This window comes from Photorhabdus sp. HUG-39 (assembly GCF_963878365.1).
Lineage (GTDB): Bacteria > Pseudomonadota > Gammaproteobacteria > Enterobacterales > Enterobacteriaceae > Photorhabdus > Photorhabdus kayaii.
In genome coordinates this window covers 1-14,064 of sequence record NZ_CAWNWY010000027.1, presented here as the reverse complement: position 1 = coordinate 14,064, position 14,064 = coordinate 1, and the positions used below count along the sequence as shown (strand labels likewise).

Genomic DNA, 14,064 nt, shown 5'->3' with positions numbered 1-14,064 from the left:
GTTACACCTTATTTGGCTTATTTGGGTATAGATGCCAGTGCTCCTCTGAGCCGAGATGGTTTTCCCAAAGGGATTGATAAAGTGAACAACGTCCTAACAATTCGTTGTGAGTTCCACTATCACAAAGGGTTCCATGATCCATCACCAATATCTGGTCAGCGCGGGTTATCGTGCTCAGCCGATGAGCGATAACAAAAACCGTTTTATTCTGGGTAAGAGAATCAAACGCCTGTTGTATCAACTGTTCGTTTTCGGGATCGAGAGAAGCCGTCGCTTCGTCGAGGAATAAAACCGGAGATTGCTTTAAGATGGCACGGGCAATGGCAAGGCGCTGACGCTCGCCACCAGACAGCGTACCGCCATCCACCCCTAGCGGTGTATCGTACCCTTGCGGTAATGCCATAATCGTATCGTGAATATTGGCAAGGCGAGCAGCCTGCTCCAGTTCTAACTGGGTTGCACCGGGATCACCCAACCGGAGATTGTTAGCGACGGTATCCTGAAATAGTGCGGTTTCCTGAAATACCATAGTAACGGTGTCATACAGTGCCTGGGTTTGGTAATGATGAATATTATTCCCCCCCAGACGGATTTCTCCCTTATCCAGTTGATAGAAAGAGAGCAGCAGATAAGCCAGTGTGGATTTCCCACTGCCACTGAGCCCGACAATAGCGGTCATACTGCCTTGCGGCGCATAAAATGACACATTTTGGATAGCGGGTTGATTCGTACCTGGATAGCTAAATGAGATGTTATTAACTTCAACATCATATTTGTCTGGCGCGGCTAGTGGCCCGGAAGCTTGCGTTGCAACGGCTTCTATCTCTGCAATATGGGTTTCACCTACTTGCGTTAAGGCCGTAATATTGAGTAAGGGGATGATCCCACGTAGAGGGGTAATCGTGGCAAACAACAACAGAATCGTGATAAGTATTTCTGAGAGTGTTAATGCTTCTGGTGAATTAAAGCGCAGAGCGCCAGCCAGAATGCCAACGACCACGCTGGTATCAATGATGATGTAAAACAGGCTCAGTAGCGGAATACTTCTGAATACCCCGCGGCGGAATGCGACACGTAATTGGTCGATTTCGCGGTCAAAACGCTGTTCTACCGTCGTGGTCGCTGCCGCAGCACGAATAAAGGACATACCTTGGGCGTACTCGACGATAGCTTCGGATACATCAGCCATCATAGTGGCACGCAAGCGCAATATTTCATCCAGTTTTTTACGGATAGCCCCCAAGATGAACATCCCAACCATCAGCACTAATAATGCACTACCGGCAACCACCCAATCGAACCAGAATAAAGCCAGGTAGATGAGAGTCAGCATCATCACCTGACAAGCGATTTGCGGTGTGGTATAGGCTGACTGATTTTCCTGCCATTGCACATCTTCAGATAACGTCAACGCTATTTTTCCAGCACTCAATCCCCGAATAGTGGCGACAGACATACTGACAAGGCGTTGTAGCAGAGAGCGACGAATTTCTATGCCTAAACCATAGGCGGCAATGGTGAGTTTACATAATGCGCGAGCCATAAAAGTAAATCGCAGCAACAGTAAAATAACCAGTAATCCCAAAGTGATAAGCGGCAACATAGGATTGTCACTTTCCCCTAGATGGGTAATAGCCCAAGCAGCAATAGCAAGTTGAGCCATAATCGCAACGGTATCAAACTGTTTATATAACAACCCCTTAAACCAAACTCTTTGCTGTTTTGGTGATAGATGTTGCTGGAGACGATTAAATAGCCCCATGATAATTTGCTCCTGTCCCGGTTTTTTCTCCCCGCCAAGCAGCCCACTGTCTGGCGTATGCACCTTGCTGCGCGACCAGTTCTTCATGGGTTCCTTGTTCGATAATCTGTCCTTTATCTAAAACCATTATTTGATCAAGATGACGGATAGTCGGTAGACGATGGGCAATGACAATCACTGTCTTATTACGGCATAGAGCATTGAGCGCTTGTTGCATCTCTTTTTCACATTCTGGATCGGCATAGGCTGTAGCTTCGTCCAATACAAGGATTGGGACATTTTTCAGAATAGCGGCGGCAACGGCAATACGCTGTTTTTCACCTACCGATAAACTCACGCCACCGTTCAGTACGGTGTCGTAGCCTTGCGGTAATTGCTGAATAAATTGATGTGCTTGCGCTGCGATAGCAGCCGTTTCAACTTCGGCCTGTGAGGCATTAGGACGGGCTAATCGTATGTTATTAGCCACCGTATCGTTGAACAGAAACACACGCTGGAAAACAAAAGAGACGTTATTGCGTAGCGTCGGTTCATCCATATTACGGATATCAACACCGCCAATAGTAACCTGACCATGCTGAGGGTCCCAAAGACGTGCGATAAGACTCGCTACAGTAGATTTACCCGAACCACTGGCACCGACTAAAGCTAATGAACTGCCCGCCGGTATAGAAAATGAAATGTGATTTAATGCATTCTCCTGATTATCCTGGTAGGAGAAACTGACATTGTGCAGAGCGACGCTGTGATCGGCTGGTGTTTGGCTTTGGGTACAAGGCGCCAGTTCAGGTTGATTCATTAACCAACGATAGCGTGTGATCAACGCCTCTTGCTGTTGCAAACGTGTCATCACAGCGAACATAGATGAGGCAATATTGCCGAATGCCATTGCCGCCAAAATAAAGAAAGTGAATTCGAATAAAGTGATCTCTTGTCGGTTCCATAACCAGACCGCCAAAGGGAGGACAAACAGCAGGTTAGCACTGGATAACACGAAAAACCGGCTAGATTTGACCTGCACTTTCTCAACCCAAACATCAATAATCCGAGTCAGGGCAGTAAACGCTTTCTCAGCGCGTTGCAACGCAACCTTGCCGCCTGAATAGGTTTTGACCACAGGAATCGCATTAATAACTTCACCCATTGTTGAAGCAATACGGTTTTGGGCGGCATAAAAACGCTGAGTTGTCGCTTGAACTTTTATCTGAATATAGACGAATAACAGGCAGGCACCCAAAGTTGGCGCGAAGGCTGCGAAGGCTAACCGCCAATCAATGGCTAACATGACACTCAATGCAATCAATGGACCGAATAAGGTAGCAGACATCTCTGGAATGATATGGGCAATGCCATCTTCAAGCTGTTCGACGTCATCTAGCATCATCTTTTTTATTTCAGTGCTGTCGGTCAGCATGAAAAAGCCCAAAGGGACAGACTTCAACTTACTGCTGATATTGCGGCGAACATCAGCTTGCACATCGGCAGCGATCAAATGAGCAAAAAACGTTGAACCACTAAAGGCCAACATAGCGGCAAATGTAAATCCCAATAACATAGCGCCATAATTCAATAGCGTATCATATTGCCCGTCATAGATAGATTGGGTGATGAGCCCGGCAACCGCCGCTGGCAACATTTGCAGGCCGGCGGAAAGAATGGCAAGTGCAATAGCAACGTAACTCAACGTGCGGTATGGGCGCATCAAATACCATAACTCTTTAATAACGCCGGCATCAGCCGCACGCTGCTCTGGCGAACTCTGAACAGAAGTATCATGATTACGCATTCACGCTCTCCTTGTGGAAATTATGGAATTTACGCAATGTCCAGAACAAGGCAATGAAGGTGAAGAGAAGTGCGAGAACGAAAAGGGCAGAATAGCCTGCTTTAGTAACAATCAATCCACCCAACACTGAACAGATAATTGCAATACCCATATCTGCGGATTGCATCAACGCAAAATCCACACCGGACTGAGCACCCGCAGCGAGCGACATCATCTGGGTATACAGCGCAACAAATTTGGCGGCGGTGATTAAGGTGATGAAGACATATGCGGCTGAAAGCAGGGATAACGGCGCTTCTGGTTGCCGGGCAAGCCAGAAGATACAGGCTAATACGATAGATTCAAGCAGCATGACAGACAGTAAAGTCTGGATAGCACCGAATTTACGTACAATGATGCCACCAAGCAGAACACCAGATAATCCAGCTAATGCACCACCACTGGCGGCAATGATACCAAGTTGAGTTAAATCCACACCGCGATCGATCAAAAACGGCGAAAGCATACCAAGTGAAAGGCGCGTACCGATCATACACAGCAATATCAAAACCAGTGCTTGTCTAACCGGTGCCCGACGGAGTGCATTTTTGAGAGAAGGGGCAACCGGGGCTTTTAAAACCGTTGGTGCTTTTTCTACCTGTGTTTCCCGTAAAAATAGGGCAGGCAGTGACATCAATAGAATCACTATGGCTAACACCCCGGCGCCAATGTGCCAACCATACAGCGAAACAAGGTATAGAAACAGACCGCTGCCGATGATAGAACCCAAATAACCGCCGCCAACTTGCATAACATTGCACCAAGGGCGATGTTTTGGTGATAACCGGTCAATAGCGTGGCCATCGGTGGTGGTATCCACCACGGTCAAACAAATGGTGATCAGAAACAGACCGACGATAATCAGCGGCATATGTTCGGCAGGTTTTGCCAGTGACATTGAACAAAAAAGCAAGGTAATTAACAGATTACCGCAAATCATGATACGACGGGGGTTTGTATCCCCCGAACCAGATTTACGATAGCGCTCTATAATAGGCGCCCAAAGGAATTTGAATGCCCAAGGCAGCATCAACAAGTAGAGCAAGCCGATTTTATCCGGGGTTACGCCGTGGCTACGCAAAAACGCTGGCATACTTTGTAACGTTAACATGCCGATAGTACTTTGGAGGGTGTAAACCCCCGCCAAAGTCAACAATAGTAACGATATATGGCGGGGATGGGAGATATTATGCGTCATAGTGAGACACTCACATCCAGCCCAACATTCAAGCCCTTATTGATCATACTGAGCGTATTTGGCCCCACGGTGAAACTGGAGACACGATACTTTTTATCACCCAGATTTTCGCCATAGAGTTTTACATTAACCCCATGTGCCATTTCTAAACTTAATGAAGCGTCATAGAGGGTGTATCCTCCCTGTTCAAGGGTATTCGCTTCATTAAAGTAGCTTTTTGAATAGTAGCGGGCACCGGCATTTAAATAGAGGTTACCGGGTAACAACGTTTGATCAATCAAGTAGTCAAAACTTGCATTGAGCATGACATCTGGCGCATAAGGCAGGCGTTTATCGTTATAACTTATGCCATTCTCTATATCGGTTGCATCAGTGAAGTTTGATTTGCCTACACTTCCCCCGAGAGAAAATTTCAGCCCTTTCATTGGCTTAATTTGGCTACTCAACTCAATGCCTTTGCTCTCTGCTTTACCCACATTGCGTATAAACTGTGCACCGATCGGACCAACATAAATTTGTTTATCTTTCGAACGAATGTAGTAAACAGCGCTGTCTAATGTCACTACGTTATCAAAGAACGAGGTATGCCAGCCAAATTCATAATTATCTGAGGTTTCGGTATCGTAGGGTTTTCTATCATTGGTGGAGTAAACAATGTTATTGAATCCACCGGGTTTGTATCCTTTCGTAGCAGAGAGATAGAAACGGGTATCTGGCGTCAATTGCCAACCCAATGCGGCTTTAGGCGTAAACTCATTGCTGGAAACTTGGTTATCAAAAGCTTCAATTGCTGCCATGCCAGAACGACCCGCATAGTCTATCTGCGATTTTTCATGGGACAAACGGCCACCCAGGGTCAGATCCCACTGAGAAGCAAAGGGCAATTTCACTTCACCAAACAGTGCCAGCGATTTTCCTTTTATTGTGTTAGCCGCATTACCATAATAACCGGGGTAACCACTGGTATGATGTTTATTCTTTTCATCTGAAAACCAACCGCCGAGAACGCTGGTAATTCCATTTGAGAAATTGGAGTTCAAACGCAGCTCTTGCGTGGTGGCATGGTGTTTCTCTTTCCATTTACCACCAATGAAATCACGGTAAATATCGCGATCCTGATAAGAAGTCACACTGGTTAATACACTGTCGCCAAAATCATATTCAGCCTTGAATGCATAACTGTTAACCCGACGGGTTAAATCAGGGATAGGGCCATCATATTCTTTCCGACGAAATTGTTCGTCGTTTAGATAGACTTCTTCATGGGAATCGAGATCTTCATGAGCAAAGCTAAGTTCAGCACTGAACGAAGAATCTTCTGGTGCAAATGTCAGTTGCCCTCGACCAAGCCAGGTTTTGCTGGAATCAATATTTTTATCGCCACGATTTGGTGCATCAATTTGCCCAGGCTCTTTTACCCAACGCAGGCTGGTACTACCATAAAGGAGATCTTCAATAAGCGGTATTGATCCGCTGAAAGAACCACCTTGTTTCAGCTTGGAGTAATTACCGGAAAGGTTAAGCCAAGGGCCTTCTTGCGGTGAACGAGTGATGATATTAATAACACCCGCTTGTGCATTTCCGCCATATAAAGTCCCTTGCGGACCGCGTAATAGTTCTACACGTTCCACGTTGATTAATTCTTGTGTTAGGAATTGGTGATCTTGAGGAACGCCATCGACATAAATTCGAACAGAAGGCGAATAGAAATCCGGTGAACTAATACCGCGAATGGTGGTTGCTGAATAGGTTCTATTACCTCGTGAGCGGATTTGTAAACCAGGGAAAGCGCGCTCAAGATCTTGTACTTGAGTGATACCGGCCTGTACAAGTTCTTCGCCTGTTTTAACTAGAACGCTGCCATCCACTTTATTTAACGCTTCTTCCCGTTTATTGGCCGTCACAATCAAAGCATCTTCTGTCGCGCCAGACGAATGTTCCGCCCATACTACAGGCGAAATTAAACAACATAAAACAGACGCCTTAGCGTATTTTTTTCTCATATAAATAACTCGTTATGCACTGTTTAAATCATGTTTTACAAAAATTAGGTATGGTAAAACAAAAAACATAACGGGAGACTATCGATAGTATTCCATCAGGGCTAACGGAATAGGGACAAAAGTAGCGCATTACGTACTATTGATAATGATTCTTATTAATGATAAATTGCGTGATATTCACAATCCAATATATATATACACAGTAAAAATATAATGGCTATGATATGTAAGTAAAAACTACTATTTTAAGTACGGAAATAATTTTTAACTGGTGTCTGATGCTAATTTTACAGGGGATCTCATGAAGACAATCTATAGCAAAAAATTAGAAGTTTTCACGGCTGACCATTGCAATTGCGTACATTCACATGCAGATAAAAAGAATACAAATACTCCCTTATTGATTGAGGAATTATCTGACGGAATTCACATAAATCGGCTATGCTTTGAACTCAACAAAGATGTCACAGAATATTGTGAAGGACCGCCAACGGTGTCAATCGCGTTTATTTTAAACGGGAGAGGAAAAATGGCGATTGAAAATGGTGATGAATTAGATATTCATCCGGGAATGATGATATTTTTCTATTCACCGAAAATGACGCGAGGCATGAACTTCTTTAGCTGCGGATCATGGCATATACTCGACATTCGTTTTTCATTGAACGAAATTGCAGCTCAGGAATTGCCACCTTTTACTCAATTAGCAGCAGGTTTTGAAAAGAACGCCAGCTACAGTGATGTATTGATGATGGCATGTCCTATCTACCCACCATTTATGCAAATAGTGAACCAAATAGAAGAGTGCCAATTAAGTGGCAATGTAAGAAAGGTTTATTTAAAGGCAAAAGCGTTAGAAATACTCGCTTGTGTGGCGTCTCAAGTTTATGATTGTCAATATAATATGGTCAGCGGGTTGCAACGCCGCGCCGTTTATAATGCAATAAAAATAATTAACAGTGATTATCATTACCCTTGGACAATAAAATCATTATCAAGAGCGGTTGGTTTAAATGAACGGAAATTAAAAGAGGGATTTCGTGCGGTTGTTTTTCGCACTTTCCATCAATATCTGGAAAATGTCCGCATGACGACCGCAGAAGATTTATTGAAAAAAGGCATGAGTGTCATTGATGTTTCTACCGCGGTGGGTTACTCCAGTCCAAGCCATTTTTCTAAACGCTTCCGGCAACATTATTTGATCAACCCTAAAGCATGGCAGGCGAAATATGCCGTTGGTCACACTTTATTAACAGAAAATATCGTGGTCGGAAAATAAATGAAAATCTCTGTTTTGCAATGCTGACTATTCAGTTAATTCTAAAAAATATGGCCATTTTGACATAGCCCCTTCATGAATAGGGGTATCGCATGATTTATACCCGTCATCTTTCAAGTTGCCTCTTTGTTGGCTGCACTCGCTCACCCCGGTCACATAGTTCACTATGCTCCCGGGGATTCACTCCCTTGCCGCCGCGATCCATCTTGAAATCCATTGGGTATATATGTTATGCCAGTATTATGTTATCTACCGATAAGCTATCCATGCTGACGCCAACCAGAGTGACTGAGTTTTGCCCGAAGGTAAACACCAGATCATTGTCCACCATAGAAGCATGATCCAGATAATGACTTTTATCACTACTGCCTTCGGTACCCAAAAACACCAGTTTATCCGTCTTGTTGTAACCATAGATGATGTCTTGTCCAAAATCACCGCTGAACAGGAAAGTATTGTTATTACCCTGACTTTTCAGAACATCATTACCTTCACCACCGACGAAGACATTATTGTTGCCGAAACCGATCAACGTATCATCGCCATCCAGACCGAACAACCAGCTACCGGAGGTTTTAGACGTCAGAGTATCATTCCCATCGTTGCCTGTGACTGAATTGGCGTATTTCGTCAATCCATTGCTAGAATACAAACCATCGGCCCTGACTTGAGAATCCACCTGTTTAGTCAGAAACAGCCAGGTACTTTCCTTACTTCTTATAGCCGAGATATCCGTAGCAATGGTGATGCCGCCTTGTGCATCACGCATATACAATGTACCTGCCTGGTCATAAGCTATTTCTGCATTTTTTAGTGACTTCTGTAAATCAAAGGTATTATGGCCTTTCCCGCCGGCAACAATGTTAAATCCGCCATCATCACGGAAGATATCATTGCCGTCGCGTCCTTCCAGATAATCGTTTCCTTTACCACCTTTAATTAGGTCGTTGCCGTCGGTACCGATAATAAAAGTACTACCAGTGTGTTTCTCAGCATTCCGGTTCAAATCCTGCACCCAAGTATTTTCACGGGTAACGTTGGAAAGATTACTGACAACAATAGTAGAGTCTTTATGAGTCAGATCGTAGAACGTTGACTCCATAATACGTTGCATGCCGCTCTGGTAAAATGGCGTCACATGCGAAACCCAGGTTGACGCATTAGCAATGGAGAAGGGCAACACATTCCACCAGTTTGATGCATAGTGATCGTTAAAATTAACAATATTATTTGTCGCAGAATCCCTTGGTGTATCGTGAACTCCCGCAGATGATGAATCAATACTAGTGCCGTTTAATACGCGGAATACGGGATCATTCTCGTATCCCACGTTCAGCACTTTATTACCTTTCTCATACTGTGATGGCGAAGCGAAAGAGATATAGTTCGACTGGGAGTAGAATCCCCCCCATTTCGTATCGCTAGACTCCGCCATACTATTCACAGCTAACCCACCCAAACTATGGCCGCTGACCACAACGTCACTGCCCGTCAAACCGTGAGCTTTGGCATAATTAGCTACATGGTCCAGCAGCCGACCGAAAGCGTTTGGCGTGTAGTCATTCGAATAGTCTTTCTTACCTAAAGCGACCAACATATTATTCATAATGTCGCCAAATGTATCGGTAATAATTGACTCTCGGGGACCACTCGTACCGCGAAACGCAATGCCGATAGAAATCAAATTACCATCAGCATCATATTTTCCCATTACCTCTGCCTGAGCAGTGGAATGACTTGATTTTTCGCCGAAAAAAGTACCGCGAGCATCAGTTTTTCCCTGATAACCTAACTCATCAGCACTGATAGTAAACCATCCTGCGTCATTGAGTTTATCTTGTGCCTGTTTTTCTGCGTCCGGATTCCAAGGCAATTTAGGTGTGATGCCCTGCGATGTTGTGCTACCGAGAATTGCAGTCAACAACGTTAATGGCATCCCTAAACCAAAACCATAGTTGTAATACCCCTCGGCAAATCCGCTGCCCAGATTATGATAAGCATACCCGGCGATAGTTTTTGCGTCGGAAAATAACTCTTTGGAAGTAGTGTCATCAAAGTCTTTGTACTGAAAAACACCCATGATGCATATCCTTATTAAGTTAATATAAAGTTAAAAAAGTGTTCTAAAAATATTAACCAGCTAGGTAAGTATAGATTGATGGAGATAATTTAAAGAGTAATTATCTAAAAATTTATAAATTAGTGAGCCATCATGAAAATTTAATATTTTTACAAATTTCAAATTGAAAAAATTAAGTTTATATGCTAAAAGATTGCGCGGATGATAATAAATACACTGACATATTTATTATCATTGTTTATAGTTTTATAAAGTGACTAAATTGATGAAGAGCTATAGTCCACAACATTATAAAGAGAGATTGGTTAATTCCATTTCATACATACAAAATAAGTATGGGTATGTAAATTAAGAGAAAAAACTTTCATCACTGATTCACTTAATTGGTTAGAAAAAGAAAATTAAAACCCGTTATTCTCTATAAATACCTTATTGATTAGAATAGATGTTTAATATAATTTCTTTAATAAGAAACTCACAAATACAATATATTGACTTTTTATTTAACAACGAACTTTATAATTACCATCGCATTAAATTAAAGATTATTTAACATTATATCGCAGATTAAACACAGTACTTATAATGATAAAAATCGCCATAATAAAATTTTATTAAAAATAGTGCGACATTAATTTTTTCTCTCTATAATGCGTTTTTTTATTATCTATATTACGAGTTACGAGAACCAAATATGAAACATTCCCCGTTGCGGCGTTCGTTGTTATTAGCCGGTATCACCATTCCATTGGTCAACTTTGCTTTTCCGGCATGGGCTGGCAGCGGCCAGAGCAAGAAGACGTGAAGGCGGACGTTCTTTTAAACTCACAAAATCTCAGGTTCGCTTGGCACAAGCTTCCATGAAGAGTAGAGATTGTAGCGTATCTGAATTATGTGAAGAGCTTGGGATTAGCAGACAGACTCTTTATAAGTATGTAGGGCCAGATGGGGAACTCAGGGAACAATAGACGACCAAATCGATATTCTCACTCTGAAAGCGACTGGCGATTTGCGATAAGTAATCCACTGAACGCGCGAGTCTGTCTAACTTTGTCACGATTAACGTATCTGATGTGGCACACAATAAAGGGGCATTTTCTGCCCCTTTATTGTGTCAGATATATTTGACGATAAGGAAATATGGCGTATACTTTAATTATCGAAGTATAAGGGGCAAAGGAATGATAACTGTATTAAGTACAGAAACATTTGATAACTGGATTGATGCCCTGAAAGACATCAGGGTAAAAACAAAGATTCAGGCACGAATTCGCAGACTGAAAAACGGTAATTCTGGCGATATAGAGCCAGTAGGGGAAGGGTTTTCAGAAACGCGGATTCATGAAGGTAAAGGCTACAGGGTTTATCTAAAAAATCACGGAAAAGTAATCGTTGTTTTGTTGTGTGGGGGAGATAAAAGTACACAGCAAAAAGATATAGCCAGAGCAAAAGCCATTTACAAAGAGATTGAGGGGGAGCTATGAAACTGAAAGAATATGATATTGCAGAACACTTAAACAGTGAAGAAGAAATGCAAATGTATCTTAATGAAATTATGGAAGATGGTGATCCGGCATTGGTACTGTCTGCGCTGGGTGATATTGCCAGAGCCAGAAACATGAGCCAGCTTTCAAGAGAGGTCGGTATGTCCAGAGAAGGGCTATATCATGCTCTTTCAGGAAAAGGTAATCCAACATTCAGCGCTATGATGAAAATAACAAAAGCGTTAGGGCTGAAACTTCACTTCACAGGGGCTTAATTGATCTGCCCCCCAAAAGTTGGACGCTATACTTCAACTTTTGGGGCTCTTTAGCCAACGGGTAAGTTCCCCGGTCTTAAACCCTTTCACAACGCTGAAACGCATGAACATAGGGTGGCCCTTTTCATTCATTGAAACCGCCGCAACGAAAGGGCATTTCCCTTTTGCCCCTCGCCCTCGGGGGCCGTGCTGAGCCCCGCCCCAGTATGGCTGTGGCTCAGCGGTGTGCCCGGTTGCATGTTCCAGCTCCATGCTCAGAGCGTGATGCACTTATCGCCGCAACTGCGCTGGTTCATGGTATGACTGTCGTCACACGAAATGTGATTGATTTTGAATTGACCGGTATGCCAATACTAAATCCTTAGGTTTAAGGACATGTATGCTTATATTAAATAAGAAATAAACATGCATATTGAGATATTTATTGAAAATAAAATCAAAGCAGAACATTGAAATATTATTTCACAAATTTGAAAAAATATTTACCAAATCATTGCCATCTATTTTTTTATTTCCGTCATTATTCAAATAAAATCATTTTCATATTTTAACTTTATTGTCATATAGATTTACTTTTCAGTGAAATAATAATTCACATGCATTAATTTTTTATTTAATTCTTATACAAAAATAATCAATCCTGTAAGTTATAAAAATAGTCCATTATTATTTTTTTGAACTAGACTATGATTGGCGCAAATGGATAGAGTTATCTATACGATAATTTAATACATTGATTACATAAGAAAACAATTTAATTAAAGAGGGGAATATGAGCCAAAAAAATGATTTTAAAGCTTTTTCCATTAGTAATAATGCTAATGTAGTGAGTCAAGAAAAATATGAAGAAAATCAGAGTTTACAGGTGGGGTTTCCGCCAGATAATATTTCTACTCACGTATTAAATAAGGCGTTACGCCAATCATCAACAATAGCTACTGTTATCGCTAACTTTATTGCAACACAATCTGGCGATGATGTTTTGGATGATGGTGATATCGCTAAACTCACCTCAAAATTAAATCAAGCGTTAAAACAAAAAGTCACAGCAGAAATTCCTGATGCCTCATTGACACAAAAAGGCGTTGTCCAACTGACCAATGAAATTGGCAACAATGACACACTGGCAGTGACACAAAAGCTGGTGCAGGAAATCATCAATTCATTGCGTGGAAATATTGATGGTAAAGTCTCCAATAGCCGGAAAATAAATGGTAAGGCGTTGATTGAGGATATTAATCTGAATGCGAGTGATGTAGGGGCATATACTCGAACAGAAGTAGATAAACTGATTAAAACAACCAGTGAAATTCCTGTTGGTGCTCCTATTCCTTGGCCGTTAGCGCATCCACCTATAGGCTATTTCACTTGTAATGGTTCAACTTTTAATAAATTACAGTACCCAAAGTTAGCAGAAGCTTATCCTAATGGTAGATTGCCCGATTTAAGAGGCGAGTTTATTCGTGGCTGGGATGATGGTAGAGGGGTAGATCCCGGTAGAATACTTCTAACAAACCAGAGTGATGCACTACAAGATTTAAAAGGCTCATTTAAAGGAGATGGTGAAATAGCAGTCACCACTGAAGGTGTTTTTGCTAATGGCGGCGCTGTAAGTGGTAAATATGGAGCCCAGAACGATAACGTTAGTTATAAAACCCTATTTGATGCGTCACGAGTAGCCAGAACGAGCCATGAAACCCGCCCTCGAAATATTGCATTCAACTACATCGTAAAGGCTGAATAATGATGACCTAAAAATAATCTTAGATATTGAAATTGCCATAGCCATAATTTGTTATGAAGAATATCAGCGTTTATCATGACATTTGGCTCTGGCAAAATCATTTTCACGGATAATAAAAGCTCATCAGATAAGATGAGCTTACTTGTGTTATTGATGAGCAAGTTCATCATCAGAACGAGGCGCTTCTCCCAGGGCGCGAGCATACTTTTTTACCCCCCCCTTGAATGAACCGTAATTATATGATCTCATTCTCCTTATTTTTCTTTTTAATACTCGCCCATGAATCCGAACCAGACCCTGATTGAACATTTAACCGTTGTGAAAGAAACTCGTTCTGACATCAATCGTCAATACGAGCTGATTGATGTTATTTTTCTTGTCATCAGCGCCATTCTCGCTGGCGCTGAAGGTTGG

Annotated in this window: 11 protein-coding genes and 4 pseudogenes; 7 read left to right on the top strand and 8 right to left on the bottom strand. The window is 42.3% G+C overall.

The annotated features are described in order from the left end of the window. Position 1 precedes the first annotated feature (1 nt). The 4 genes from AAC155_RS16605 to AAC155_RS16590 are packed head-to-tail and all read right to left on the bottom strand — an operon-like array spanning position 2 to position 6,788. The gene (locus AAC155_RS16605; protein ID WP_229015629.1) at positions 2-1,849 is read right to left on the bottom strand and encodes an ABC transporter ATP-binding protein; all 1,848 of its coding nucleotides are present in this window, start codon (positions 1,847-1,849) and stop codon (positions 2-4) included. Next, positions 1,749-3,548 carry an ABC transporter ATP-binding protein gene (locus tag AAC155_RS16600; RefSeq protein WP_229015628.1) on the bottom strand — a complete coding sequence of 600 codons (1,800 nt, stop codon included), beginning with the start codon at positions 3,546-3,548 and terminating at the stop codon, positions 1,749-1,751. The genes AAC155_RS16605 and AAC155_RS16600 overlap by 101 nt, the downstream gene beginning before the upstream one ends. Further along, positions 3,541-4,785: an MFS transporter gene (locus AAC155_RS16595; protein WP_113043375.1), complete on the bottom strand. Its 1,245-nt coding sequence runs from the start codon at positions 4,783-4,785 to the stop codon at positions 3,541-3,543. Before AAC155_RS16595 ends, AAC155_RS16600 begins: the two co-directional genes overlap by 8 nt. Further along, positions 4,782-6,788, bottom strand: coding sequence for a TonB-dependent receptor (locus AAC155_RS16590; RefSeq protein WP_113043374.1), 2,007 nt, complete (start codon positions 6,786-6,788; stop codon positions 4,782-4,784). Before AAC155_RS16590 ends, AAC155_RS16595 begins: the two co-directional genes overlap by 4 nt. A 271-nt stretch (positions 6,789-7,059) precedes the next feature. Here AAC155_RS16590 and AAC155_RS16585 point away from each other — a divergent pair, with 271 nt between their 5' ends. After that, positions 7,060-8,067, top strand: a complete 1,008-nt coding sequence (locus AAC155_RS16585) for a helix-turn-helix transcriptional regulator (RefSeq protein ID WP_228900925.1) — start codon at positions 7,060-7,062, stop codon at positions 8,065-8,067. A gap of 27 nt (positions 8,068-8,094) precedes the next feature. Here AAC155_RS16585 and AAC155_RS16580 read toward each other — a convergent pair whose 3' ends face one another. After that, the gene (locus tag AAC155_RS16580; RefSeq protein ID WP_262405175.1) at positions 8,095-8,223 is read right to left on the bottom strand and encodes a hypothetical protein; all 129 of its coding nucleotides are present in this window, start codon (positions 8,221-8,223) and stop codon (positions 8,095-8,097) included. A gap of 73 nt (positions 8,224-8,296) precedes the next feature. Beyond that, positions 8,297-10,147, bottom strand: coding sequence for a polyurethane esterase (locus AAC155_RS16575; protein WP_113043372.1), 1,851 nt, complete (start codon positions 10,145-10,147; stop codon positions 8,297-8,299). A gap of 694 nt (positions 10,148-10,841) precedes the next feature. On the opposite strand from AAC155_RS16575, the pseudogene AAC155_RS16570 reads away from it, so the two are divergent. Next, positions 10,842-10,931, top strand: a pseudogene (locus tag AAC155_RS16570) (class A beta-lactamase); the annotation flags it as partial. A 141-nt stretch (positions 10,932-11,072) separates the two neighbouring features. On the opposite strand, the gene AAC155_RS16560 reads toward AAC155_RS16570, so the two are convergent. Continuing rightward, positions 11,073-11,174: a hypothetical protein gene (locus tag AAC155_RS16560; protein WP_229015819.1), complete on the bottom strand. Its 102-nt coding sequence runs from the start codon at positions 11,172-11,174 to the stop codon at positions 11,073-11,075. 154 nt (positions 11,175-11,328) lie between these two features. Between AAC155_RS16560 and AAC155_RS16555 the strand changes: the two genes are divergently transcribed. Together AAC155_RS16555 and AAC155_RS16550 are read left to right on the top strand one after the other, a co-directional pair. Further along, a complete protein-coding gene (locus AAC155_RS16555; protein WP_113043370.1) occupies positions 11,329-11,631 on the top strand; it encodes a type II toxin-antitoxin system RelE/ParE family toxin in 303 nt (100 codons plus the stop codon). Further along, positions 11,628-11,906 (top strand): addiction module antidote protein, encoded by a 279-nt coding sequence (locus AAC155_RS16550; protein ID WP_011146554.1) that lies wholly within the window; start codon positions 11,628-11,630, stop codon positions 11,904-11,906. The genes AAC155_RS16555 and AAC155_RS16550 overlap by 4 nt, the downstream gene beginning before the upstream one ends. A 36-nt stretch (positions 11,907-11,942) precedes the next feature. Here AAC155_RS16550 and AAC155_RS16545 read toward each other — a convergent pair. Further along, positions 11,943-12,113: pseudogene (locus tag AAC155_RS16545) on the bottom strand (IS1595 family transposase); the annotation flags it as partial. A gap of 2 nt (positions 12,114-12,115) precedes the next feature. Here AAC155_RS16545 and AAC155_RS16540 point away from each other — a divergent pair. The 3 genes and pseudogenes from AAC155_RS16540 to AAC155_RS16530 all read left to right on the top strand — a co-directional run. Further along, positions 12,116-12,271: pseudogene (locus AAC155_RS16540) on the top strand (VapC toxin family PIN domain ribonuclease); the annotation flags it as partial. 407 nt (positions 12,272-12,678) lie between these two features. Further along, positions 12,679-13,650, top strand: coding sequence for a tail fiber protein (locus AAC155_RS16535; RefSeq protein ID WP_113043369.1), 972 nt, complete (start codon positions 12,679-12,681; stop codon positions 13,648-13,650). A 279-nt stretch (positions 13,651-13,929) separates the two neighbouring features. After that, positions 13,930-14,064 (top strand): annotated as a pseudogene (locus AAC155_RS16530) (transposase family protein); the annotation flags it as partial.